General features: G+C 54.8%; 23 protein-coding genes. 13 read left to right on the top strand and 10 right to left on the bottom strand.

Annotated elements, in window-relative coordinates:
- Window positions 1-30: 30 nt before the first annotated feature.
- From V9K95_RS12925 to V9K95_RS12905, 5 genes are all read left to right on the top strand, one after another.
- Window positions 31-1,167, top strand: a complete 1,137-nt coding sequence (locus V9K95_RS12925; protein ID WP_336441976.1) for an ABC transporter substrate-binding protein — start codon at window positions 31-33, stop codon at window positions 1,165-1,167.
- Window positions 1,168-1,228: 61 nt separating this feature from the next.
- The gene (locus V9K95_RS12920; protein WP_115053740.1) at window positions 1,229-2,050 is read left to right on the top strand and encodes an ABC transporter permease subunit; all 822 of its coding nucleotides are present in this window, start codon (window positions 1,229-1,231) and stop codon (window positions 2,048-2,050) included.
- A complete protein-coding gene (locus V9K95_RS12915) occupies window positions 2,047-2,859 on the top strand; it encodes an ABC transporter permease (protein ID WP_307275866.1) in 813 nt (270 codons plus the stop codon). The genes V9K95_RS12920 and V9K95_RS12915 overlap by 4 nt, the downstream gene beginning before the upstream one ends.
- A gap of 2 nt (window positions 2,860-2,861) precedes the next feature.
- On the top strand, window positions 2,862-3,905 hold the full coding sequence (locus V9K95_RS12910; protein WP_336441977.1) for a LacI family DNA-binding transcriptional regulator: 1,044 nt from the start codon (window positions 2,862-2,864) through the stop codon (window positions 3,903-3,905).
- 20 nt (window positions 3,906-3,925) lie between these two features.
- Window positions 3,926-4,699 carry a phosphodiesterase gene (locus tag V9K95_RS12905; protein ID WP_336441978.1) on the top strand — a complete coding sequence of 258 codons (774 nt, stop codon included), beginning with the start codon at window positions 3,926-3,928 and terminating at the stop codon, window positions 4,697-4,699.
- Here V9K95_RS12905 and V9K95_RS12900 read toward each other — a convergent pair.
- A complete protein-coding gene (locus V9K95_RS12900; protein ID WP_336441979.1) occupies window positions 4,693-5,016 on the bottom strand; it encodes a helix-turn-helix domain-containing protein in 324 nt (107 codons plus the stop codon). The genes V9K95_RS12905 and V9K95_RS12900 overlap by 7 nt on opposite strands.
- Window positions 5,017-5,467: 451 nt before the next feature.
- Between V9K95_RS12900 and V9K95_RS12895 the strand changes: the two genes are divergently transcribed.
- The 6 genes from V9K95_RS12895 to V9K95_RS12870 all read left to right on the top strand — a co-directional run bounded on the left by V9K95_RS12895 (window position 5,468) and on the right by V9K95_RS12870 (window position 10,855).
- A complete protein-coding gene (locus tag V9K95_RS12895) occupies window positions 5,468-6,124 on the top strand; it encodes a L,D-transpeptidase (RefSeq protein ID WP_162802544.1) in 657 nt (218 codons plus the stop codon).
- Window positions 6,125-6,201: 77 nt separating this feature from the next.
- Window positions 6,202-7,398, top strand: a complete 1,197-nt coding sequence (locus tag V9K95_RS12890; RefSeq protein WP_336441980.1) for an RHE_PE00001 family protein — start codon at window positions 6,202-6,204, stop codon at window positions 7,396-7,398.
- A 277-nt stretch (window positions 7,399-7,675) separates the two neighbouring features.
- On the top strand, window positions 7,676-8,689 hold the full coding sequence (gene exbB / locus V9K95_RS12885) for a tonB-system energizer ExbB (RefSeq protein WP_115053747.1): 1,014 nt from the start codon (window positions 7,676-7,678) through the stop codon (window positions 8,687-8,689).
- Window positions 8,690-8,699: 10 nt separating this feature from the next.
- A complete protein-coding gene (gene exbD, locus V9K95_RS12880; RefSeq protein ID WP_336441981.1) occupies window positions 8,700-9,152 on the top strand; it encodes a TonB system transport protein ExbD in 453 nt (150 codons plus the stop codon).
- Window positions 9,152-9,994 (top strand): energy transducer TonB family protein, encoded by an 843-nt coding sequence (locus V9K95_RS12875; protein ID WP_336441982.1) that lies wholly within the window; start codon window positions 9,152-9,154, stop codon window positions 9,992-9,994. Before exbD ends, V9K95_RS12875 begins: the two co-directional genes overlap by 1 nt.
- Window positions 9,995-10,054: 60 nt before the next feature.
- Window positions 10,055-10,855, top strand: a complete 801-nt coding sequence (locus tag V9K95_RS12870) for an ATP-binding cassette domain-containing protein (protein WP_435530203.1) — start codon at window positions 10,055-10,057, stop codon at window positions 10,853-10,855.
- A 65-nt stretch (window positions 10,856-10,920) separates the two neighbouring features.
- Here V9K95_RS12870 and V9K95_RS12865 read toward each other — a convergent pair whose 3' ends face one another.
- A complete protein-coding gene (locus tag V9K95_RS12865; RefSeq protein WP_307275842.1) occupies window positions 10,921-11,562 on the bottom strand; it encodes a LysE family translocator in 642 nt (213 codons plus the stop codon).
- Window positions 11,563-11,640: 78 nt separating this feature from the next.
- A complete protein-coding gene (locus tag V9K95_RS12860) occupies window positions 11,641-12,762 on the bottom strand; it encodes an LCP family protein (protein ID WP_336441983.1) in 1,122 nt (373 codons plus the stop codon).
- Between the two features lie 155 nt (window positions 12,763-12,917).
- Between V9K95_RS12860 and V9K95_RS12855 the strand changes: the two genes are divergently transcribed.
- Both V9K95_RS12855 and V9K95_RS12850 read left to right on the top strand, forming a co-directional pair.
- Window positions 12,918-13,532, top strand: a complete 615-nt coding sequence (locus tag V9K95_RS12855) for a flavodoxin family protein (RefSeq protein WP_336441984.1) — start codon at window positions 12,918-12,920, stop codon at window positions 13,530-13,532.
- A gap of 139 nt (window positions 13,533-13,671) precedes the next feature.
- Window positions 13,672-14,682 carry a PAS domain S-box protein gene (locus V9K95_RS12850; RefSeq protein WP_307275835.1) on the top strand — a complete coding sequence of 337 codons (1,011 nt, stop codon included), beginning with the start codon at window positions 13,672-13,674 and terminating at the stop codon, window positions 14,680-14,682.
- A gap of 17 nt (window positions 14,683-14,699) precedes the next feature.
- Here the strand turns inward: V9K95_RS12850 and V9K95_RS12845 are convergent, their stop codons facing one another.
- From V9K95_RS12845 to V9K95_RS12815, 7 genes are all read right to left on the bottom strand, one after another.
- Complete coding sequence (locus V9K95_RS12845; RefSeq protein ID WP_336441985.1) at window positions 14,700-16,520, bottom strand: ABC transporter ATP-binding protein; 1,821 nt, start codon at window positions 16,518-16,520, stop codon at window positions 14,700-14,702.
- Window positions 16,521-16,541: 21 nt separating this feature from the next.
- A complete protein-coding gene (locus V9K95_RS12840) occupies window positions 16,542-17,393 on the bottom strand; it encodes a sulfite exporter TauE/SafE family protein (protein ID WP_115053755.1) in 852 nt (283 codons plus the stop codon).
- A gap of 52 nt (window positions 17,394-17,445) precedes the next feature.
- Window positions 17,446-19,242 carry a gamma-glutamyltransferase family protein gene (locus tag V9K95_RS12835; protein ID WP_336441986.1) on the bottom strand — a complete coding sequence of 599 codons (1,797 nt, stop codon included), beginning with the start codon at window positions 19,240-19,242 and terminating at the stop codon, window positions 17,446-17,448.
- 26 nt (window positions 19,243-19,268) lie between these two features.
- Window positions 19,269-20,129 (bottom strand): ABC transporter permease subunit, encoded by an 861-nt coding sequence (locus tag V9K95_RS12830; RefSeq protein ID WP_115053757.1) that lies wholly within the window; start codon window positions 20,127-20,129, stop codon window positions 19,269-19,271.
- Window positions 20,126-21,073, bottom strand: coding sequence for an ABC transporter permease (locus V9K95_RS12825; protein WP_307275822.1), 948 nt, complete (start codon window positions 21,071-21,073; stop codon window positions 20,126-20,128). Before V9K95_RS12825 ends, V9K95_RS12830 begins: the two co-directional genes overlap by 4 nt.
- A gap of 73 nt (window positions 21,074-21,146) precedes the next feature.
- Window positions 21,147-22,649 carry an ABC transporter substrate-binding protein gene (locus V9K95_RS12820; RefSeq protein ID WP_336441987.1) on the bottom strand — a complete coding sequence of 501 codons (1,503 nt, stop codon included), beginning with the start codon at window positions 22,647-22,649 and terminating at the stop codon, window positions 21,147-21,149.
- Window positions 22,646-23,425, bottom strand: a complete 780-nt coding sequence (locus V9K95_RS12815) for a FadR/GntR family transcriptional regulator (RefSeq protein WP_115053760.1) — start codon at window positions 23,423-23,425, stop codon at window positions 22,646-22,648. Before V9K95_RS12815 ends, V9K95_RS12820 begins: the two co-directional genes overlap by 4 nt.
- Between the last annotated feature and the right edge of the window lie 288 nt (window positions 23,426-23,713).

The following is a 23,713-nucleotide window of genomic DNA, read 5'->3' as shown; positions in this document are numbered from 1 at the left end:
AAATTAACAATCTTGCTCAGGGAGTTACATATGAAAACGCTTCTACAGGCTTCTCTCATTCTGGGACTTGCTACAGGCCCAGCTGCCGCTGCTGATCTTACTGTTTTGACCGCAGGCGATCAGAACATGGTCGACTATATAAATGACTATCTTGGCCCCCTCTTTGAAAAGGAAAACCCTGGAACGACAGTCAGGGTCGTGGGCACGGGTCCGGGCGATGCCGGGTCGCAGAAAATCGTGGAACGTTTCGACGCGCAATCAAAAGCCAACGTCGAAAAGTGGGACGCAGATGTTGCAGTTGTCCACGAAAAATTCGCTGGTCCAATGGTAAAGAACGGCTATCTGGAATCCTATCGCTCGAAGATCGCATCGGGCGAGATGGTGACAAGTGAAAAAGCCAAGATGGCGCTTGGCTCGAATGTCGATGGCTATGTCATGCCCATGTTCTCCAGCCAGACGGCAATCGCCTATAATCCTGCGCTCATACCGACACCGCCAAAGAGCTATGAAGAGCTGGTGAGCTGGGCAAAGGAAAATCCCAAACAGTTCGGCTATAACGGAATCAAGGGTGGCGCTTCCGGCGTCAGCTTCGTCATGGGCTGGATCTATGCGTTTGGCGATGGCGATGCGGCCAAATTGATGAATGGTCCGTTCGATGAAGCCGAAACCAAGAAATGGGACAAGGCATTTGCCGGCCTGAAGGATTTCACGACGAACGCGACCCTTACGCCGGGCAATGCCGGCACTTTGGACATGCTGAGCCGGGGTGAAATAGCCATGGGACCGGTATGGGTGGATATGTTCTATTCCTGGCAGGCTGATGGCAAACTGCCGCCGGAAATGAAGCTCTTCCTGCCTGCACCCGGCATGCCGGGCCAGCCAATGCATTACGTCATTCCGGCAAAAAGCCCGAACACTGAATTGGCCGAAAAGTTCGTTGCGCTGGCAACCAGCCCGAAAGTTCAGGCTGAAGGCATTGTCAAGCGCTTCAACTGGTATCCAGGCATTGATGCCAAGTTTGTACAGCCGGAGCTGGACAAGGCCAGTTGGGACAAGCTCTTTGTCGATATCTCACCGGAGGATCTTGCAACCAAAGCCAAGCCTTTCCCGATCGCCCCCTATAATTCGGCGATTTTGGAAGCCTATGAGAAGAACGTAGCAAACTAATTTTTGAAGCAGGGGCTTTCGCTTGCGAAGGCCCCTCCCCTTTCCTGTGCAGGTAATATCCATGCGGAAAAACCTCCTCGCCATACTTCTCGTCCTGCCAGCGCTGGTGATGATAGTGCTGTTCTTCATCGTGCCGCTGATTGCATCCATTCTGGGTGCATTCGAAGTGGGCGATGCCTGGGGACTGGGTAATTTCCGCAAATCTTTCGAGCTTTACTCCAGCGATATGATTTTCACGGTGGTCATCGTCACCGTTTCAACGGCTTTAATCGGCCTGTTTTCAATAGCAATCGGCGGATATCTGACGCTTGGGGAAAACCCGCGCGCTGTCGCGATTTTGCGCTGGCTTTATCGCTGGCCCATGTTCATTCCATTCATTGTAGTTGGGCAAATATTGCGGACCTTTCTCGCCAAGAATGGCCTGATGAACAATATCCTAGTCAGCCTCGGCATCCTGACCCCGTTACAAACGGTTGGTTTCCTCGATTGGCGCGGGATTGTCATTGCCTTTGTTTGGAAACAGACACCTTTCGTTACGTTACTTGTGGCTGGCGCCATGGCTTCATTGGATCGAAGCACCATCGAGGCAGCGCGCAATCTTGGTGCGTCGCGCCTTCGCATATTGATTGAAATCGTTCTTCCACAGATTGCCGGAACGCTTCTGGTGGGTCTGATCCTTTCCTTCGTCACCATGATGTCGGTCCTGTCGGTGCCTTTGATGATCAATGCGCAATCACCAACCATGCTAACCGCCGATATTGCTTTCCGGATCAATGCCCATGGTGACTACGGCGTGGCTAACGCGCTGGGCATGATATCGCTGATCCTGACCACTGGCGTCGCTCTGATATATCTGAGGCAGACGATGAAGGAGCGTTCATGATGATGCGCTTTGATTTCTGGTGGTTGCCGCGTGCTGTTATTTTGGGCCTTCTGGCCTTCATCATTTTTGGCCCTCTGACCAATCTACTGCTTTGGACCGTTGCCGAGAAATGGTACTTCCCTCACATGCTGCCGCTGGAATACGGTTTCAGCTTTTGGGAGCGCGTATTCTCGCCGCGCGGCAATGCTATGGGTTCTCTGGCGACAAGCATAGTCGTGGCTTCCCTTACAGTCGTCGCGTCGCTGGCCTTGGCCATTCCAGCTGGCTATGCCCTGTCGCGCCTGAAACTGCCCTTCCGCGGGCTCATCCTGCTTGCTTTCCTTATTCCTCAGGCATTCCCCAACCTTCCGGTCTATGTAAATATTGCGCGGTTTTTCTATCAGATCGGGCTGAACGGCACTATTGCCGGTGTGGTGATGGTCCATGTAACCCATGGGCTCGTCTATGCGGTCTGGATTGCGACGGCTGCATTCTCAGCGGTTCAGATTGACCTTGAAGAAGCGGCACGATCCATCGGCGCTGGACCATTCCGGGCCTTTCGCGACATCACCCTCCCCCTCGCCGCGCCGGGGCTTTTAGCAAGCGCAATCTTTGTATTTCTTGAATCCCTGGATGAGTTTACCGGCAGCTATTTTGTTGGCGCGCCTGATGTTAATACCCTGCCGCTTTTGCTTTATACTGCGAGCTCGGGTGGAAATTATCAGATTGCATCCATAACAGCCTTGCTGTTGCTCATACCATCGATAGGTTTCATGCTGGTGGTAGAGCGATTCTTGCGCGCCGACGTGCTTTCGAAAGTTGGACATTGAAAATGACATCCAAGAAGAAAACCTTCGACAAGGAAAGCAACCAATATGTAAGTGCCTTGCAAGTGGCCAAGCGTGCTGGTGTTTCACGTTCTGCCGTATCGCGCGCGTTCACACCGGGAGCCAGTGTTTCTGCCAAGAAGCGCGAAAAGATTCTGGAAGCTGCGGAAGCTCTTGGCTATCAGGTCAATGATTTGGCGCGCGGCCTTTTGGCCCGTAAAAGCCGGCTCGTGGGCCTTGTCGTAACCAATCCTGAATTGGGTTACCGTTCCCATCTCGTTGCTGCACTGACCAAGGCCTTGATCCATCGCGGCAGCGTTCCTATCGTCATCAATACCGGCCGCACGGAGGAAGAACTGACGGCGGCGCAAAAGACCCTGTTCGGGTATCGCGCCGAGGCGACCATCATACTATCAGGATCCCCGCCCTCTTCTTTCGTTGAACTGGCCAGCCGCAATGGCCAGCCGCTTATCGTACTCGGGCGATCGGAAACGGGTGCCGACGATGTTAATATCGATAATGAAGGTGCCGGACGCGCAGCGGCTCGTTTCTTTCTGGATAACGGCCTTAAGAACTTGGCTTTCGCGGCCACGGTGGTGCGTACGCCCACGACAATCGAAAGAGAGTTTGGGTTTCGGGACGAGGCGGAAAAGAACGGCGCTACTGTTTTGTCCGGAGAAGGCACCAATTCAGACTATCAAGGCGGGCAGGCCGCAGCACGAAAGCTTTTTGGTGGAAGTACGCGGCCTGACGCCGTGTTCTGCGTGAATGACCTCGTGGCATTCGGATTGATTGATTACATCCGCCACAACACGGCGCTTTCCATTCCGGAAGACGTCTCGGTTATCGGCTTTGACGACATTCCTGAAGCCTCCTGGGATGCATATAACCTTACGACATTCCGGCAGGATGCCGCCATCATGGCGCAGCATGCTGTTTCACTGCTGGAGAAACGTGAAGCAGACCCTGCTCGCCCGCCTGCGCATGAGCGGCTGGCCACAAGTCTTATCCTGCGGGGCAGCACGCGCCTGCCCGTCAACCGCTCCTAAAACCCGGGACAGCAACAGCGATGAAGATCATTCAAGTGACCGACCTGCACCTCGTCCAGCCGGGTAAACTCCTTTGCGGGTTGGACCCGCTTGATCGGCTTCAAAGATGTATTGAAAATATCAACGAACATCACGCCGATGCAGATATGGTAATTTTCACCGGAGACCTAAGCGATACGGGCGATGAAGAAACCTATCAGCTGCTTGCAACAGAGCTGAACAAACTCGTCATTCCTTATCACCTGATGTTGGGCAATCACGATAATCGCGACGTATTCTTGAGAGTTTTCCCGTCTATCGTCCCGGAAGATGGCTTTGTTCATAGGGTGGTCGATACTGATGAGGGCCGGTTTATTCTGCTTGATACTCTGGAGATGGGAAGGGTGGAAGGCCGGCTAGATGGCACACGCCTCGCTTGGCTGAAACAACAGTTGCAGGATGCGAGGGGCATGTCGGTCTATGTGTTCACCCATCATCCGCCTTTCCCCATTCATATGCCTCATCTGGACCCGATAGGCCTTATTGAAGCTGGCGAACTTTTTGAGCTTTTGAAAGAGCACGGGAATGTTCGGCATGTTTTCGCCGGACACGCGCATCGACCTGTTGCCGGAAGTTGGCGCGGCATACCAGTGAGCGTATTGCGTGGCACCAACCATCAATCGGCGCTTGGCTTCGCGCCTGACAAGCTTGCCGTGACGCATGAGCCACCGGTGTATGGCGTGATCTTTATTGATCGCGAGACAGTTATTGTCCACTCACACGACTTTCTCGATACGTCAGCGGCCTATTATTGATTTGTTTCCGCAGGGATGTTCGGCTGTGCTTTACCTTGCCGTATCTCGTGCGAAGGCGTTTGAGCATGAAACCTGCTGTACAATTTCGAAAAGCGCGTGGGGTTGGAAAACTGCAGCTGTGCCGCAACCTGTCTAACGGACAGAGCTTCACCATTCAGGATCATTTCGCGGGCGAGGGCGATGCGCTTTTGTAATAAGACCTGCGTTGGGGTCGCGGCATAGGTTTTTCGAAAAAGCCGCTGCAATGCCCGCACATTAATCCCGGCTGCTTCTGCTATGTTTGATGCTGCGACTGGGTTGGAAATATTTGCCTGCATGAAGGATTCAGCGAGGGTGAGGGGATCTGCGAGAGCCACTTGCTGGTCAGTGTCGAAGCTTTCGGCGTGTGAGGGTTCTTTTAAAGCCATGAATGAAACTCGTATAATACTGATAAAAACAATTATGGGTTGTGGTGCAAAAAAATTTAAATCGAGAATAGCATTACGTAATTATCGCAACTGCCGTAGGATTGAAATTAAACCTTTGGCTAAGGGAAACCTTGCGCGTGTTGACAGCTGACAACGAGGTTAAACTGCAAACAGAGTTGACAGCTGTCAACCGATAGCACCTGTCATCCATTCACTTTTTATAAACCACATTTCCTTACTATTTAAGAAATTGCACTTTTTGTAAGCGAGTACGGTAGTGTCCCAGCGTCCCAAGGCAGTTTCTTCCCATTTGTCTATTCCAGCCATTTCACGGCGGCACCTGCTGCTTGGAGTTGGTTCAATGGCGGCGCTCAGTGCTTCGGGTTGCACACAAACATCGTTTGGTCTGCCGGAGCTGGATGTCGACCCTATCTCCACCAGTGGAGTGCGCCCGCAGATCAGCATCGATAAATCAGTTACCGTTCCCGATGTCATGTATGCCGCGGTGCAGGAGGGGCCTTATCACCTTCCTGCCGTGCCCTATCAAAAAGTGCCGGCGCAATTTCGCAGACAGGTTGTTCTCGACCCTACCGGCGAGCAACCGGGTACTATTGTCGTGCATCTGCAGCAGCGTTTTCTCTATCTCGTCCAGCCCGGCGGTGATGCAATCCGTTATGGCGTGGGCATTGGCAAGGCCGGTTTCCTTTGGAATGGCCGCGCCAATATCCAGTATAAGAAAGAATGGCCGCGCTGGACGCCGCCTCGCGAGATGATCCAGCGCAAGCCGGAGCTGGTGAAGTACCAGAACGGACAAGAGCCGGGACCAGACAATCCCCTGGGAGCACGCGCTTTATATATTTTCAAAGATGGGGTGGATACTGGCTACCGTATTCACGGCTCACCGGAATGGTGGTCGATTGGGCAATCCATGTCGTCGGGTTGCGTCCGCCTTATCAATCAGGATATAATAGATTTGTATAACCGCGTACCTGGCAAGGCGACCGTCGTCGTCGTTTAAAGCATTAAAGGGCTCGGAGCGAAGAGAAGCTAAAACCCTACTATCTTCTGTTTGTCCAATCATTTACCATAAATACAATGGTTTATGATTCTACCGACTTATCCATCAATGACCTGTTTCGCCCGGTTGTCGCCGCCGAGGATGCTCTGGCGCGTCTTGACGAGCGGATTGCGCGCAAGAGCGACCTGAATGAGTCTTCTCGTCGTTACGGAGATGGATTGACGCGCGAGAACGAAGGCTGGATCGCGCGCTCGCATTTCATGGAAGCCTGCAATGCATTGTGGCTCGCTGGTGAACTTGTGCATGTGGAGGATCTTGTTCTCCATGATGCCCGAATGGATATACGGGCGCCGACTCACGAACTGACGCGGGCACATAATATCTTGCGCGTGCGGCGGCAGATTGCTTCAAACCCACCGGCATGGGCTTTGAGCGCCAAGGGTCTTGCAAGCCTGAGAGGACGTTGGTTTACCGATCCCGTAACGCCGGAGGTAATTTCTGAGCCGGTCAGCAATCCGGAATTCCTGAACGAAAGCAAGACAGATGCCGAGAGCGCATTTGAGGACGAACTTGCACGTTTCGATGCGTTGCTGGACCGGACGAGCCATAGATTGCCGACGCCAGCCAATGCCCCCGCGCCTGTGAGAGGTGAGGGGAGGCTGGAGAGGAAATCTGTTTCGTCAGAGGTAAGTTCGGATGGTGATCCTTTGGTCTACGATCCCGATTGGGACGAAGATGAACGTATTGGTCGATGGTTGGTTGTGCACGACATGACCCGCGATTTGCCGCCGCTTTTGGCAGCGGCGCTGTTATGGGATGCATGGGAAGATATTGAACCACTTCAGCATCAGCACTGGCTTGGACCTATGCTGGTTTCTGCGATGTTGCGGGAACGGGGGAAAACACGATCGCATTTGGCCGCGTTTAATTCAGGCCTCCGCAACGTGCCGCGGGACCGCCGCCGGGCACGAGACCGGGCAACCCGCCTTGCAGCATTTCTCGGAGCGGTTGAGGCGGCCAGCATCGCAAACCTCAAGGAAATAGAGCGATTGGGGCTCGCCAGAATACAGATGGAACGCAAACTAAAGGACCGGCGGTCAACATCCAGCCTGCCCGGAATGATCGATCTCGCGCTATCCCGCCCCATGATTTCCGCAGGTCTGGTGGCCAAGGAATTGAAGGTTTCGCAGCGCGGCGCCCTCAATCTAATCGGGGAACTCGGCCTGCGGGAAATGACGGGCCGGGGGCGCTACCGGGCCTGGGGTATTATCTGATTACTACTCAGCACAACCAAATTACACGCTGAGTTCGCAAATTTTCAGCAAAATTTGATGATTCTTCGGCAATTTCTCCCGAATTTTCCCATATCTGTGCAGGCTTGGCTGTTTTTTCAAATGAGAAGGCAATCCTTTGTCGAGAGGATTGATTTTCGCCAAATAATACTTGATTATTAAACTCATAAATATTAAGCCGCCATGCGACTGCGCTCTGCGCATGAGATACGTCCGGCAATCCGGACGAGCCGCAGGACAAAATAAGGATACCGATAAGATGCGAGCAATGGCCACGATGCCTCTATCATCAGGTTCAATATTGTATGGTCTGAGAACAAGTGCTCTTGGTCTGGCAATCGTCTTTGGTGGTCTCGTTCCGTCCATTTCGACAGCGCAGGAAAATCCGGCACCGGCAGCGCAGCCTGCACAGCAGGTGCAACCTGCTGCACCTCAGCCCTCCACGCCAGCTGCCGAGCCAGCGCCCTCAATGCAGATAACTCCGCCGGCTAGCACTGCCGCACCAGCCGTAGAGCCAACCGCTCCGGCAGCCGATGCCAAGGCAACTTTGCCGCATAATCTTTCGCCATGGGGCATGTTCATGGCTGCTGACTGGGTGGTCAAGGGCGTCATGATCGGTCTGGCTTTCGCCTCGCTGGTGACATGGACAGTGTGGCTGGCAAAGACCCTCGAACTGGCCGCCGCAAGAATGCGTGCCTATCGCGCCCTCAATGCCATTGGCAGTGCGCGCACACTTCAAGATGCCGAGCGGGCGCTTGAGGGGAGGGGAGGGCCGGGCGCTCTGCTGGTCAATGCCGCACGCGAGGAAGTGCGTCTTTCTCAAGAAGCGCAGGCGCACACAAGTGCGGATGGTTTGAAGGAACGCGTTGCATCGCGTCTTTCGCGCATCGAAGCCCAGGCCGGCCGCCGCATGAGCCGCGGCACCGGCGTGCTCGCGACCATCGGTTCCACCGCACCCTTTGTCGGCCTGTTCGGTACGGTCTGGGGTATCATGAATTCCTTCATCGGTATTTCGCAATCCCAGACGACCAACCTTGCCATTGTTGCACCGGGCATCGCCGAGGCGCTGCTGGCAACGGCCATTGGGCTGGTTGCGGCTATTCCCGCCGTTGTCATCTATAATGTCTTCGCCCGCTCAATCACCGGCTACCGCCAGCTCCTTGCGGATGCTTCGGCAGGGGTCGAGCGTCTGGTCAGCCGCGACGTTGACTATGCCTGCGTGCCTTCCGCTGCCACAGCGGCAAGGCAGCTGCGTCACGCAGCTGCCGAGTAGGAGCACAAAAATGGCTGGCGGTATCAGGCACAATGTTTCCGACGACGAATTGCAGGAAAACCACGAAATCAACGTGACACCCTTTATCGATGTCATGCTGGTCCTGCTCATCATCTTCATGGTTGCCGCACCACTGGCAACGGTCGATATCAATGTCGATCTTCCCGCCTCGACGGCAACACCCGTACCGCGGCCGGATCAGCCGCTTTATCTTACGCTCAAAGAAGACAAGACAATCTCAATCGGCAATAATTCGGTGACAGCTGACACGCTTGGCAGCTTCGTTGATCAACAAACCGAGGGCGACAAGGAAACCCGCGTTTTTCTGCAAGCAGACAAGTCGGTTGACTATGGTTCGCTCATGGACCTGATGAACAATCTGCGTTCCAACGGCTACCTCAAGATCGCGCTGGTCGGTCTCGAAAGCGCACCGCTCGCTGCACCAGGCGGAAACGCGCAGTAATGACAAACAGGCCGAGCACCCTCATGGGCGGATTGTTGCACCCCAACTGGTCTGAAGTCGGACGCTGGACGATAGCCGGTATTGTTGTGGTTGCCGTCCATGCTGGGGCCGCCTTGGCGATTCACACCTATCAGCCGGAAGATGAAGGCGGTGATATTGCCGCGCCGATCATGATCGACATGGAGCCGATGCCGGCACCGGTTGTTGCTCAGCCGGTGAAGGAAGAGCCCGCAATCGAACCGGAACCGGTAGAGCCAGAGGTTGCCGAACAGGAAGCGGCAACGCCGGAAGTTGAGCCGGAGCCGCAGGTAGAACCTGTCGAAGAAGTAGCTGAAGCGGAGCCGGTACCTGAAGAGGTCGAGCCACTCGAAGAGCAGACCGAAGAACTGGTTGAACTGCCAGAGGTTGAAGTGCCGCTGCCGGTTGTACGTCCCGCGCAGGAAAAGCCAAAAAAGCCTGTTGAAAAGAAGATTGTCCGCAAGGTTGAAAAGCCTGTCACTGCCAAGGTGATAAATGATAAGCCGGTTGAAGAAAAACGCCAGGTAGCGTCGTCAAGCGCGTCGTCGGCTCGCCAGGCGCAGAAGTGGAGCACACGGGTTCAATCTTATCTCGTGCGCCGTACAAAACGCGCAAAAGCAGATGGAACAGGGGTTGTCACTGTCAAGTTCGTTGTTTCGCGTTCCGGCGATATTGTTGCATCAAGCGTTGTTGGCAGTTCCGGATCCGGTCAATTGGACCAGAGCGTGCTCAATGCTGTTCGCAACGCGTCGCCGGTTCCTTCCGCTCCTGAAGAAGTAACGGTTTCGCAGCAGAGTTTTACAGTGCCTTTCCGTATCCAGTAACGCTGCCGAACAATAGCTTTAAGGAAGTGGTCAATGACCGAAATTGCCGGACAGAACCAGATGCATTCAGCCTCGCAGGCGGTGGATGAGGCTTTGCTGGAACTTGGCGATGTGAGCTTTGCCATCGAATCGCGAACATTGCTGCAGCCGCTTTCGCTGAAATTGCAGTCGCGCCGCGTGACCGGTCTTATCGGTCATAATGGATCTGGAAAATCCACACTGGTAAAGATCCTCGCCCGGCAGCAGCCACCAAGCTCGGGCACCGTATTGTTTGAAGGCAAGGCCATTGAAGAATGGGGCGCTCGTCCCTTTGCCCGCAAGGTCGCCTATCTTCCGCAATATACGCCGCAAGCCGATGGCATGCTGGTTAAGGAACTGGTGGCGCTGGGTCGATATCCCTGGCATGGCGCACTTGGCCGCTTTAGCAAGCAGGATCGTGAAAAGGTCGAAGAAGCCATTGAACTGACCGATATTGGCGGCTTTGCTGATCGTCTGGTCGATACGCTTTCGGGCGGCGAACGCCAGCGCGTCTGGTTGGCTATGCTGGTGGCACAGGATGCAGAATGGCTGCTGCTCGACGAGCCGATCTCCGCATTGGACGTGGCACATCAGGTTGAAATCCTGTCGCTGGTGCATCGCCTGTCGCGCCAGAAAGGGCTTGGCGTCGTGGTCGTCCTGCATGATGTGAACATGGCCGCCCGCTATTGCGATGAAATCATTGCGCTGCACTCCGGCAAGCTGATCGCTCGCGGTACGCCTGATGAAATCATGACATCGGAAAGCCTTGGTGCAATTTATGGCATTGAGATGGATGTCATCCGCCATCCATCGTCAGGTCTACCAGTCAGCTTTGTAAGATAAAGGGCCGTCAAGACGGCCCTTTCGTTCTGCAAATGAAATTGCAATGATACTGATTGCGATGCCAATCAGATCTTGCGATTGAAGGCCTCGACAATCAGCTTGATGCCCAGGAAGCCCATGACAGTGCCCGCGGAGTAATCCAGCCATTTTTTCAGGCGGCTGTAGAGGGCGCGCATGCGGAAACCGGAAAATGCCAGGGCGACGATTGTATACCACCCCGCTTCCACCAGAAACAACGAAACCGGGATTGCAAAAAGCAGCCATTTGGCAGGATCAGCGGGCAGTACGGCAGCAAAGATACTGGCGTAAAAGATCGATGTTTTCGGATTGCTGAGCTGGGTAATCAAGCCGGTGAAAAATGCCCGATACACGGTCATTTCCTTGGAACCACGCACCGATTTACCCGTGTCTAGCGGCGCTGAGGCGCCCCGGCAAATACGGTAGGCCATATAAATCAGATAGCCGCCGCCGATTATCTTGAAGGCAAGGTAGAGCCATTCGAACTGCATCAGCAGCGCTGTCAGTCCCAATACGGCCAAGGAAGCGAAAATAAATCCGCCAACACCCATGCCCAGCGCCGAAGCCAGACCATGGGCGCGAGAGCTGGAAAGGGCAATGCGCGACACGAGCACAAAGCTCGGACCGGGGCTCATGGCACCGATCGCCATTGCCGCGATGATACTGACGAGAATTGCAAGTGCGTCCATAATTTCCTCCAAGCTTGTTGGCGCAAACCATCATAGCGTTGTGAAGCGGTGGCTTGTCAATTCAGAATTGCAAGCAAGTTAGGAGCAGGGCTCGGGCGGTATGGCGGCTGGAGATGGAGCGGGAGCAGCGTTCTTCTGTTCCGGCATCTGTTCTGCGGGCGGTGTTATTGCCGGTTCGGATTTTCGAAGGTCGTTCCGGTTGAACGGTTCCTCCTGCGCAATTGCGCGGAACAGCCTCTTTGCCGGACCCTCCAGCAATTCGACGCGGCCGGGATAATTGGCGGAATCATGCCATGGTGCCGTTAGAAACCGGATATTATCAGACGATATCACGCGCACGGCGAGGGCAAGTTTTATCATCAGGCCGGGCGTAAACTCCGGATCGGTCGTGACGGATCCACTGGCCACGCCCACGAAATGGAGCAGCTTGACAGGATTGAGCAACATGCCGCCACCCATGATCTTTTGCCCTAAGGCAGACAGGAAGCGTTGCTGCCGCTGGATGCGCCCGATATCGGTTCCATTGCTCAGGCCATGGCGCACCCGGACATAGCCGAGAGCCTGTTCCCCGCGCAGAAGTTGCAAACCGGATGGCAGGTCGAGGGGAACATAGGTATCGTGGATCGGTTCGGGCAGACAGACCTCGACGCCGCCGGCCGCATCCACCAGCGTTTTGAACCCCGTGAAATCGACAATGACGAAATGATCAATATGGATGCCGGTGAGCGTTTCAATGGTCTTCCAGATGCACCCGATGCCCCCGGTACTGAATGATGAATTGATAATGCCGCGCTGCGCCCTTTGTCCCGGCAGGCCATTGCGCGCGACGCATCCGGGCAGCCGAACTCGCAAATCCCGCGGAAAGCTGATGATGGTCAGTTCACTGCGGTCGGCAGGCAGGTGCACCAGCATGATTGTATCCGTGCGCTCGCCAAAACGAGCCGCATCATTTCCTTCCCGGCGATCCGACCCTACCAGAAGGATATTTATCGCCGATGGTGACGCTTTGGCAGGACGGTTTTCGCCCAGTTCATCGGACGTGACCTTGATGTGCCTGACATTGGAGATCATCGTGAGATAGGTGATGCCAATGCCAAGGACCAACAATATTATAAAGGCAGCAGCAGTCAGGATCGACCAAAGGATCCAACGGGGCATCCGCTTGGGCGGATTCTTTTCAGAAAGTGATTCATCGGTCAAATTTATTGCCCATATTAGATGGTGTTAAGATACATCGGGGCGTTGCAGTTGCAATCCCCATCCGGCCCTCGCCACCGTGATAAATTGAGCTAATTCGGAACCTTGGACTGTATGGACGGTTTCCTTTCGGACAACCACCAAAAGGTTCTGAAATCATGACGCTTAAAGCACTTGCCATTAATTGCACGCTGAAGGTCGATGGACAGTCGTCAACACAAAGGATGATTGATCTGATTGCCGAATCTCTTGAGCCCTTTGACGTTGAAACCTCATCGCTTCGTCTTGCCGAATTCAACGTCAAACCCGGCGTGAAATCCGATGAGGGTGAGGGGGACGACTGGCCCTCCATAAGAAAGAGACTGCTTGAATCCGACATACTCATTCTTGGCACGCCGATCTGGATGGGCCAGCCTTCAAGTGTTTGCAAGCGCGCGCTCGAACGCATGGATGCCTTTCTGGAAGAAACGGATGATCAAGGCCGCATGCTCACCTATGGCAAGGTTGCAGCCGTGGCTGTTGTTGGCAATGAAGACGGGGCGCATCATGTCTCTGCCGAACTTTATCAGGCCTTGAACGATGTGGGTTTTTCGCTTGCACCAAATGCCGTGAGTTACTGGGTGGGGGAGGCCATGGGCAGCGTCAATTTCGTGGATTTGACAAAGGTGCCTGATGTCGTCACCAATACATTGGCGATGCTGGCACGAAACACCGCACATCTTGCCAATCTTCTCAAAACCAATGCATATCCAGGTGAAAAAACCGAGGCATAACCGGCTTGTTGCTTTTCGCATCGGCAGATGGGGTTTCGTGTGGCTTACCAGAAACCTTGTCTTGCTAATGCGAAGCCAGTTGATACTGTACCGAAGCTGACCATTGCATGTTCTGGCTGATCTTGTGGAGAATGGATAAGTGAATGCGGACGAAGAACACCATCTGGTAGCCGCCAGATTAGCTGCCATCGTTGATAGTTCATTTGATGCAATCATCAGCAAGGATCTAAACAGTATCATTACGAGCTGGAACCCGGCGGCCGAGCACTTTTTCGGCTACAAGGCGGAAGAGGTCATCGGCAAGAGCATTCGCATTCTCATCCCCGAGAGTCATCAGAGCGAAGAAGACGAGATAATCTCCCGTGTCCGGGCTGGTGAGGTGGTTGAAAGCTTCGAAACTCTTCGTGTCAGAAAAGACGGCTCGTTCATTCCCGTCTCGCTCACTGTTTCACCCATCAAGGACGAGAATGGCAGGATTGTCGGCGCTTCAAAAATCGCGCGTGACATCACTGTTTCGCGTGACAATGAGCGGCGCATTCGGCTTTTGCTTCGCGAAGTCAATCATCGCGTGAAGAACCAGTATGCGGTCATGATGTCCATCATTCGTGAAACCGCAAAGCGAACGCAGAGCGTTGAGGAGTTTCAACGTCAGATAAATGAACGCATAGCATCGCTCGCCAGCTCGCATGACGTTCTGGTTTCAACAGATTGGAAAGGCGGCGATCTGAGAACGCTGATCAATGATCAGCTGAAACCGTTTAAACATGATGGGCTCATAACCGTTGACGGGCCTCAATTGATCCTCGCAGCGCCCGCAGTCTTGCATATAGGAATGGCCATGCACGAGCTGGCGACGAACTCAGCAAAATACGGCGTCCTCGCATCCTCGCAGGGCATGATCACTATTTCCTGGGCGATTGAGGGCAGCGTCGACGAAGAGCTTTTAAAACTCCGTTGGGACGAAACCAACAATGCGCCTACTGTTAAAGTCGAACAGAAATCCGGCTTTGGATATGTTGTATTGCAGCGTGCCACGCCGCTGGCGCTGCGTGGCACTGCTCAAATTACGGTGAATGACGAACGCCGCATGTGGGAGCTGGTCGCCCCGCTGAAGGAATGCGTTTCGGATATGGTAGACAACGAACTTTAGACCCTACGGGGCGGCGATCAACTCCACTCGGCTCCCCACTCCTGAACCATATGGTCAGGCCCCACTTGCTTGAATTGGCGGATCGGAACCTGATAATCGACAGCGCGGATCGGGCTCTTCAATTCATCATTGACCAACCGCTTTTTGCCGGCGCGCCGGCTTGGATCAGCCATGGGCACCGCAGAGAGCAACCTGCGTGTATAGGGATGCTGCGGATTGCCGAACACGCTTGCACGCGTTCCGATCTCCACAATCTCGCCAAGATACATCACTGCCACGCGGTGACTTATGCGTTCAACCACGGCCATATCATGTGAAATGAACAGGAAGGCCAGTTTCAACCTTTCCTGCAGGTCCAGCATCAGATTGATCACCTGTGCCTTGATGGAAACATCGAGCGCGGAAACCGCCTCATCGGCAATGATGAGCTGCGGTCCCAAAGACAGGGCGCGGGCGATGCATATGCGCTGGCGCTGGCCGCCGGAGAATTCATGCGGGTAGCGGTCATAGACATCGCCGCTCATGCCGACGCTCTTCAAAAGCTCGCTCACGCGTTCGCGCGCACGTTTCGGTGTTTCGGTGCCATGGGCAATCATTGGTTCGGCTATACTCTCGCCGATGCGCATACGCGGATTAAGGCTGGCATAGGGGTCCTGAAAGATCATCTGCATGCGCTTGCGCATGTCGCGGAACGAGGATTTTTCGATATTCAGAATGTCATCCCCGGCAAGCCGGATCGAGCCGCTTGTCGGCGCGGTCAGCCGTACAATCGAGCGGCCCGTTGTTGACTTGCCGCAGCCGGACTCGCCAACCAGAGCAAGCGTTTCGCCTGGATATATATTGAACGAGACATTCTCGACCGCATGCACGCGGCCAGCCAGCCCACGCAACACGCCTTTGCGGATGTCGAAATATTTGGTCAGGTTTTTTACTTCTAGAATTGGCTTTGTAGCCTCAACCGTATCAATGCCCTCGGGTGGTTCAGCGGCTATGCCGGTTTGCTGATCGACCAGAGGAAAGCGAAGCGGCCGTGTCTTGCCGATCATGGAGCCAAGCTTCGGCACGGCAGACAAAAGCGAGCGCGTATAGGCATGCTGGGGATTGGCGAAAATATCGGCGGTATCGCCGCTTTCGACAACATCGCCGCGTAACATCACGATAGTGCGGTCGGCAATTTCGGCAACCACACCCATATCATGCGTGATGAAGAGGACGGCCATTCCATCCTCATCCTGCAAGTCCCGGATGAGTTCGAGAATTTGAGCCTGAATGGTAACATCGAGCGCGGTGGTAGGCTCATCCGCAATCAGCAGTTTCGGCTTGCACGCGAGCGCCATGGCGATCATGACCCGCTGACGCATCCCGCCGGACAGCCGGTGCGGATAATCATTAGCGCGCGATTTTGCAGAAGGGATGCGCACACGATCCAAAAGCCGGATGACTTCAGCCTCGGCTTGGGTCAGGCTCATATTGCGGTGGCGCATCAAGGCTTCAGCGATCTGAAATCCAATGGTCAGGCTTGGATTGAGACTGGTCATCGGCTCCTGAAAGATCATGGCAATTTCGTTGCCGCGCACATTGCGCATCTCCCGCTCCGGCAGGTCCAGAAGCGATCGCCCTGCCAGTGCAATATTGCCCTCGACCTTGCTGTTGCCACCCGGCAGCAGCCGCATGATGGACAATGCGGTCATGCTTTTGCCCGAACCGGATTCGCCGACGATAGCCACCGTCGTCCTCGGCGCGATGTCAAATGAGATGTCGCGAATGACCGGCGTCCACGCCCCATCATTGTAAAAGGAGGTACGCAGCTTGGTGACGGAAAGAATGGGAGGGGTCATTTTGTATCTCTCGTCTGAAGCTTAGAAAAGAACACTGGCAAGGAAGCGAAGGCAGATCAGCAGAAGGAAAATGCCAAAGGCCATTTCCAGCTTTGACTTGGACCAGGAATGCGCAAGCCTCACTCCGATCGGGGCAGTCAGAACCGTGGTCGGGATGAAAAGGGCAAGCCCCAGCAGCGAAACATAGCCGATGGCAATGGGGAATTGCAGGGCAACGACATCGGGAAACTCCGACGCGCGCGGCCAGCCTGCATACATATAGCCAAGCGTTCCGGGAATTGAGATCAATATGCCAAGGCCTGATGATGTCGCCACCGCCTGATGAATAGGGCGGCCATAGAACGTCATGAACAAATTTGACAATTGTCCGCCGCCAATACCCATGAGTGATGAGAGAACGCCGATCAAAAGCCCGTAAAAGCGCATGAGCCAGCCAGCCGGAAGGTCATCGGCAAGACGCCATTTGTCATTGCCGAACAGCAGGCGGATCGCCGAAGCGCCTGCAACCACCACAAAGACGATCTTGAAGAGATCGGCGGGAGCATAGCGCGCGATAAAACTGCCAAGAACCACGCCGAGCACGACAGGCACAGCCCATTTACCAAGGATTGTCATATCCACAGCGCCCTTGGCCTTATGGGCATAAAAGGAGCGCAGCGAGGTCGGGATGATGATGGCGAGCGAAGTGCCGATGCATAGCGGCATGCGGACTTCTTCCGGTACTTCCATGAAACGGAACAATTCATAGAGAACCGGAACAGCAACCGCGCCGCCACCGACACCGAACAGACCGGCAAGCAGGCCGGTTACTGCGCCGGCAACCAGCAGTCCGACCACCAGCAAAGACAACTCAAAAACAGGAATACCGAACATATTGTTTCCTTAACTGGAGACCGCCAAGTTTCGACGCCGGAACGCCGATGCTTCAGCGCCCGATTGCGTAGGCCTGCATGAGGCGCGGCGTTGCAGCTGCCCGCAAAATGCCATCCGGGTCCCGCTCGGCGGCGGTCAACCGCCCGACCGACCATTGGGGAACAATCTCGACATCGTGGCCACGTGCTTTGAGCGCATCGATTGTTTCCCGGCCAAAGCTCTCCTCAACGACAAGGCGGCCCGGGATTGCCTCGCGCGGATAGAAGGAGGAGGGGAAATGCATGGTATGGAACAAGGGCAGGTCAATACTTTCCTGCAAATTGAGGCCGTGATGGACCCGGCGCAGGAACATTGCCAATTGCCACTGGTCCTGCTGATCGCCGCCCGGCGTTCCGAAAACCAGACGCGGCTTTCCTTCATAAAGCGCCAGCGATGGCGTCAATGTGGTGCGGGGACGTTTAAGCGGGGCCATGCTGGCTGGCAAGCCGGGTTCCAGCCAAAACATTTGCGCCCGCGTGTTGAGCGCAAAGCCAAGCTCGGGAATAACTGGTGATGATTGCAGCCAACCACCCGACGGCGTGGCGGAAACCATATTGCCCCATTTGTCGATGACATCGATATGAACAGTGTCGCCGCGCTTTTCAGTGCGCAAATGCGCCATTGTCGGCTCACCGGCACCCGGTGCAATATCACCGCTGGCACTGGCATAGCGAACTTGTGACATTGCCGTCTTGAGCTGTGCCTCAAAACCCGGAATCGTGCCTGGGCGCAATTCCATCGATGCTTCATTGGTGATGAGCGCACGCCGCTGATCGCTATATGCATCAGACAGAAGCGCTTCCATTGGAACATCCACGAAATCCGGATCGCCGTAATAAACCTCCCGGTCAGCGAAAGCGAGTTTCATGGCCTCGGTTACGGTATGTATGAATTCGGGGCTGTCCGGCTTCATGGCGGCAATATCAAGCTTTTTGAGCAGCGCCAATGTTTGGAGGAATACCGGGCCTTGTCCCCAAGGGCCTGTCTTGGCAACAGTCCAGCCGTGGTAATCATAGGTCAGCGGAGTTTCATAGGTAGCGCTCCAGCCTGCCATGTCCTCGCCGGTCAAAAGACCCTTATGGCGGCGACCGCTGGTATCCATGGCTTCGGTCTGGCGGCAGAAGCGATCGATCGCCTCAGCGACAAAACCACGATAAAATGCATCGCGCGCTTTCTCTATTGTGGCTTCACGATTTCCGCCTGCTGCTTCAGCCTCGTCGACAATGCGCTGATAGCTATCGGCAAGGACAGGATTGCAAAACAGTTTCTTGGCTTCAGGAGCTATGCCGCCGGGCAGCCAGGTTGCCGCTGAAGTCGGCCATTCCTTGGCGAAGAAATCGGCATTGTCCTTGATGGTGTTGGCAACGCGCGGAAGCAGCGGATGCCCGTGCCGGGCATAATGGATCGCAGGTTCCATCACATCCCGCAGCTTCATGGAGCCGTGATCACGCAGAAGAACCATCCATGCGTCAAACGCGCCGGGCACAACGGCGGCCAGAAGTCCGGAACCAGGGACGAGATCAAGATCCAGCGCCTTGTAAGCTTCGATGGTTGCCGCTTGCGGCGTCACGCCTTGCCCGCAAAGGACTTCCGTCTTTTGTGTCTGCGCAGAGTAAAGAATGATAGGCACTTCACCGGAAGGCCCGACAAGATGGGGCTCTACAATCTGCAACACAAAGCCAGCGGCTACCGCAGCATCGAAGGCATTGCCGCCGCATTCCAGCATGGCCATTCCCGCTGCCGAGGCGAGCCAATGCGTCGAGGTCACGACACCAAAGGTGCCCAAAATTTCCGGTCTCGTCGTAAACATTTATTGTTCCTGCTTTGTATGAATTCTTAGTATTCACGCGGGTCGATTGCGTCGCGCAGGCCATCACCAAGAAGGTTGAAGCCCAAAACGGCGAGGAAGATTGCAGCCCCCGGCCATAGCGACATCCAGGGTGCCTGCGAGATGAAGTTCTTGGCGGTATTCAGCATTGAACCCCAGGAAGGATTGGGTGGCTGCTGGCCAAGGCCGAGAAAAGACAGGCTGGCTTCTGCGATAATAGCCGCCGCGATCGTCAGCGTAGCCTGTACAATGACGGGAGGAATTGAGTTCGGCAGGATATAACGCAGGATGATGCGCGGGTGCCGCAGGCCGATAACCTGTGCTGCCTCCACATATTCCTCCGCCTTGACCGATAGAACCTGTCCTCTAGTGAGGCGGGCAAAGATCGGCGCGGCTGACAGGCCAATGGCGATCATGGCGTTGGTCAGGCTGGCACCGAGGAATGCCGCGAGTGAAATCGCAAAAATGAGGAAGGGGATGGCCAGCATTGCATCGACCAGACGCGAAATAACGCCATCGATCCAGCCGCCGAAATATCCGGCAAGCAGGCCAAAGGGCACACCGACAATGACCGCAATCACGACCGATACACCGCCCGCCATCAAGGATGCGCGTGCGCCATAGATCATGCGCGAGAAAATATCGCGTCCAAGCTCATCCGTCCCAAGCCAGAATTGCGCGGAAGGCGGCTTGCGTATCGTGGTGAAGCTCGTCTGAAAAGGATCATAGGGAGCAATCAGGGGCGCAAAGATCGCGAGGACCACGAAGATGCCGACAATAATGGCCCCGGCAACGGCTGCCTTGTTGCGCGTGAATTTGGACAATTGGCGGCTGAAAGAGCTGCTGCGATGGGAAGTGATGGCACTCATGATGCATCTCTCAGGCGTGGATTGACAACGATATAGAGAATATCCGCGAGAAGGTTCATCAGGATGAAGCCGACGGCCGTGCAAAGCACCACGCCTTGCACCACGGCATAATCACGGGTGAAGACGGCATCGACGATCAATTTTCCAAAGCCGGGAATGGTGAATATCTGTTCGGTCAAAACAGCGCCCGCGAGCAATTCACCAAACAGCAGCGTCGATAGGGTGATGATCGGAACCAGCGCGTTTTTCAGCGCATGGCGCAGGATCACTGTCTTTTCATTGAGCCCCTTGGCTCGCGCCGTCCGCACATAGTCGGAGCGCAATACACCGAGCATGGCGGATCTGGTGTGGCGCATGAGAACACCGGCAAGTCCGGTTCCCAGAACAAAGGCCGGCATTATCATCGTGCGCAGGTTCTGGCCGAGATCTTCCAGGGGCGAGGTGTAGCCGGAAGCCGGAAGCAATTGCCATTGCACCGATACCAGCAAAATGAGCATGAGGCCAAGCCAGAAATTGGGAATTGAAAGGCCGGACAATGCCACGACATTGATTGCATAATCCGTGGCCGTGCCCTTGCGTATCGCAGAAATAATGCCTGCGGGCACGCCGATTATAAAGGCTATGACCATGGCAAATGCGGCCAGCTGGATAGTGACAGGAAGTTTCTGCGCAATCAGACTAAGGACGGGCTGCTCGGTGCGCAAAGAAATTCCAAGATCGCCCCGCAAGATCTGTCCGAGCCAGGCGACATATTGGACGGGGATCGGATCATTGAGACGATATTTCTCCTGCAGATAGGCTATGGTTTGCGGATCCCGGTCCTCGCCTGCCATGGTGAGGATTGGATCGCCGGGAAGAAGCTTCTGCATACCGAATACTATAATGGACACGAGAAGCAGCGTGGGCAGGACGACGATGCATCGTCTGAAAACAATCTCGATCATGGGGCAACACTTTAAAACTGGAAACGGGAAGGCAAGGGAGCGGCCGCGGATGGGCCGCCCCAGCCCATGAAGATCAGCCTTCGGTTGAAACGCCCTTCAGGCGGATCATGCCATCAGGATAGGCCGTGAAACCCTTTACATTGGCACGTGCCGCAAATGGCCATGGCTGGTAATAAAGGTAGACGATGGGCAGTTCGTCCTGGGTAATCTCCTGGACCTGATCATAAAGCGCCTTGCGCTTGACCGGGTCGGTCAGGCTGCGGGCCTCTTCAAGCAGCGCATCCACTTTCTCACTGCAAAAATGAGCGTCATTGAGATTGCCCTTGCAGCTTACAAATGCGTGGATATTACCATCCGGATCGGCGCGACCTGACCAGCCGCTCTGACCGGCTTCAAAGGAGCCGTCCTTCAGCGCCGATTGCAGCGCGGCAAATTCTGTCGGACGCAGCGAGATATCAAAACCGACCTCGGCCGACATCGCCTGAATCAGCTCATAGATTTGCTGCGAGGCGGTGTTATTGCCGAAAGCGATTTCCAGCTTGACGCGCTCATGACCAGCTTCGGCGAGCAAAGCCTTGGCCTTGGCCACATCGCGCTGGCGGCTTTCGAACTTCTTGTCATAGGCAAAGCTGGTTGGTGGAAATGGCTGATAGGCAGGCTGGAAGATGCCCTGACCGACGACCTCGTTGATGACGTTGCGATCGATAGACAGTTCAAAAGCCTGACGAATGCGTTTGTCATGACCGATCGGAAACGTATCCTTGTCACCCTTCTTCATGTTGAAGGTCAAAGCCTGATAGCCGGTTCCGGTGACTGGATAAAATGCCAGATTGGAATCGCCCTTTACGGCTTCGATATCAGAAGGGGCAATACGCTCGATAAGATCAAGATCGCCCGAGCGCAGATTTGCCAGGCGCACTGTCGAGTCCGAGATCGGAATGAAGGTCAGCTTGTCATATTTGTAATTTGCCGCGTCCCAATAATCCGGGAATTTCTGAAGAACGATGCGGTCATTCTGAATGCGCTCGACGAACTTGTAAGGACCCGAGCAAACAGGGTTTTCGCCAAAATCGCCACCCTCGAAAGCTTTGGGTGACAGGATCATGCCCGCACGATCCGAGAGCTGCGACAGCAGCGATGCGTCCGGCTTGACCAGGTGGATCACGAGCGTTGTCGCATCGACCGCATCAACCGAAGCGATGGAGGCGACTTCACTCTTGCGCAGTGATTCCGGCAGCGTCTTCGCCCGTTCGAGATTGGCTTTTACAGCGGCGGCGTCAATTGTTGTGCCATCATGAAATTTGCCATTGTCGCGCAGCTTGACGGTAAGCACCTTGCCGTCTTCCGACCAGGACCATTCCTTGGCGAGTTGAGGCTGGATCTCCAGCTTTTCGTTAATGTCGAAAAGCTTGTCGCACATCGAGGTGAAGACGATGCGCCCGACGAAAGTGCGGGCGCGGTGCGGATCCAGAATATCCGCATCATCCTGCAGACCTATGCGCAGGTCGGCAGCAAAGGCTGCGGAGGCCGAACCAACAATGGCGGCGGTTAAAAGGAGTTTCTTGATGCAGTTCATTGGATTCCCTCTGTAGTTGAACTTTTTTTACTGCTGATTTTATCATTGGGCGCTACGTCCCAAACTGGCGCCACGCTGTCTGTAAGCTGCATGGCTTCAATGACTGCGCTGCGAATGGAGAGCAGATGCTTGCGCATGGCAGCCTCTGCCTCGGCAGGATCGAACCGGCGAATAGCCTCAATCACCGCGTCGTGCTGCTCTACTGAAAGGGTTGTGCGACCCGAGGACCGGGTCCGTTCACGAAAGTGACGCCAGGCATCGTTCTGGCGAATCTGGTCGATCATTCCCATGAAGAGAATGAAAAGTTGATTGCCCGCAGATTCCGCGATCTTGCGATGGAACGCGCCGTCCCAAAGCTCCCAGGAATCAATGTCGGTGGCATCTTTTGCCTTGGATGCGAGCCTTTCCAGCTGCTGTATAAGAACGGGTGTGGCTTTCGTGGCAGCGATGCGTGCGAGAACCGGCTCGATTTCAATGCGCACCTCCATCACCTCAAGCGGATTGGTAAATTCTGCCAGATTGCTGACCCGCAGCGTGCTTGAGACCTGTTGGGAACCGGCAAAAGTTCCTTTGCCCTGCTGACGCCAGATAAGGCCTTCATCTTCCAGAACCTCAAGCGCTCGGCGAAGAGCGCGCCGTCCCACACCGATTTCCTCGGCCAATTCACGCTCCGGTGGAAGGCGCAATTCGCCACCCAGCGGAACAGAACTCAGCAATATGCGCAGGCGCTCAAGGGCGTGCCCGGAATTTGCAGCAGGTTTGGCACGAACGGGCATGGGAAACCTTCAGAAGCGGATCAATATGAAGAATGGTTCACAAATGTGAGACGCATGCCTTGGTGTATAAATGAGAGTATAAAGCGCGTCTCTAAGGCTTGTCGCACTTTCCACTAAAATTTAGCCTATTTAACAATAAACAACGACGCAACCAATTTCTTTTATGGTTCACTTTATTTGCGGCAATAGGGTTAAGGTAGGTCAAACCAAGATTTGTTCGCCGCGAAAGAACTGCCGGAATGGTATAGATTCGAGCAGCGGCTTTGCTCCCAACCAAAACGCGCCCGC

Source organism: Phyllobacterium sp. CCNWLW183 (genome assembly GCF_037203775.1).
GTDB lineage: Bacteria > Pseudomonadota > Alphaproteobacteria > Rhizobiales > Rhizobiaceae > Phyllobacterium > Phyllobacterium ifriqiyense.
This window is presented reverse-complemented; position numbering and strand designations above follow the sequence as displayed.

Excerpts from the sequence above, each read along its gene's own strand:
- V9K95_RS12925 (WP_336441976.1), top strand. The coding sequence starts at position 31 with ATGAAAACGCTTCTACAGGCTTCTCTCATTCTGGGACTTGCTACAGGC.
- V9K95_RS12920 (WP_115053740.1), top strand. The coding sequence starts at position 1,229 with ATGCGGAAAAACCTCCTCGCCATACTTCTCGTCCTGCCAGCGCTGGTG.
- V9K95_RS12915 (WP_307275866.1), top strand. The coding sequence starts at position 2,047 with ATGATGATGCGCTTTGATTTCTGGTGGTTGCCGCGTGCTGTTATTTTG.
- V9K95_RS12910 (WP_336441977.1), top strand. The coding sequence starts at position 2,862 with ATGACATCCAAGAAGAAAACCTTCGACAAGGAAAGCAACCAATATGTA.
- V9K95_RS12905 (WP_336441978.1), top strand. The coding sequence starts at position 3,926 with ATGAAGATCATTCAAGTGACCGACCTGCACCTCGTCCAGCCGGGTAAA.
- V9K95_RS12900 (WP_336441979.1), bottom strand. The coding sequence starts at position 5,016 with ATGCAGGCAAATATTTCCAACCCAGTCGCAGCATCAAACATAGCAGAA.
- V9K95_RS12895 (WP_162802544.1), top strand. The coding sequence starts at position 5,468 with ATGGCGGCGCTCAGTGCTTCGGGTTGCACACAAACATCGTTTGGTCTG.
- V9K95_RS12890 (WP_336441980.1), top strand. The coding sequence starts at position 6,202 with ATGGTTTATGATTCTACCGACTTATCCATCAATGACCTGTTTCGCCCG.
- exbB (WP_115053747.1), top strand. The coding sequence starts at position 7,676 with ATGCGAGCAATGGCCACGATGCCTCTATCATCAGGTTCAATATTGTAT.
- exbD (WP_336441981.1), top strand. The coding sequence starts at position 8,700 with ATGGCTGGCGGTATCAGGCACAATGTTTCCGACGACGAATTGCAGGAA.
- V9K95_RS12875 (WP_336441982.1), top strand. The coding sequence starts at position 9,152 with ATGACAAACAGGCCGAGCACCCTCATGGGCGGATTGTTGCACCCCAAC.
- V9K95_RS12870 (WP_435530203.1), top strand. The coding sequence starts at position 10,055 with ATGCATTCAGCCTCGCAGGCGGTGGATGAGGCTTTGCTGGAACTTGGC.
- V9K95_RS12865 (WP_307275842.1), bottom strand. The coding sequence starts at position 11,562 with ATGGACGCACTTGCAATTCTCGTCAGTATCATCGCGGCAATGGCGATC.
- V9K95_RS12855 (WP_336441984.1), top strand. The coding sequence starts at position 12,918 with ATGACGCTTAAAGCACTTGCCATTAATTGCACGCTGAAGGTCGATGGA.
- V9K95_RS12845 (WP_336441985.1), bottom strand. The coding sequence starts at position 16,520 with ATGACCCCTCCCATTCTTTCCGTCACCAAGCTGCGTACCTCCTTTTAC.
- V9K95_RS12840 (WP_115053755.1), bottom strand. The coding sequence starts at position 17,393 with ATGTTCGGTATTCCTGTTTTTGAGTTGTCTTTGCTGGTGGTCGGACTG.
- V9K95_RS12835 (WP_336441986.1), bottom strand. The coding sequence starts at position 19,242 with ATGTTTACGACGAGACCGGAAATTTTGGGCACCTTTGGTGTCGTGACC.
- V9K95_RS12830 (WP_115053757.1), bottom strand. The coding sequence starts at position 20,129 with ATGAGTGCCATCACTTCCCATCGCAGCAGCTCTTTCAGCCGCCAATTG.
- V9K95_RS12825 (WP_307275822.1), bottom strand. The coding sequence starts at position 21,073 with ATGATCGAGATTGTTTTCAGACGATGCATCGTCGTCCTGCCCACGCTG.
- V9K95_RS12820 (WP_336441987.1), bottom strand. The coding sequence starts at position 22,649 with ATGAACTGCATCAAGAAACTCCTTTTAACCGCCGCCATTGTTGGTTCG.
- V9K95_RS12815 (WP_115053760.1), bottom strand. The coding sequence starts at position 23,425 with ATGCCCGTTCGTGCCAAACCTGCTGCAAATTCCGGGCACGCCCTTGAG.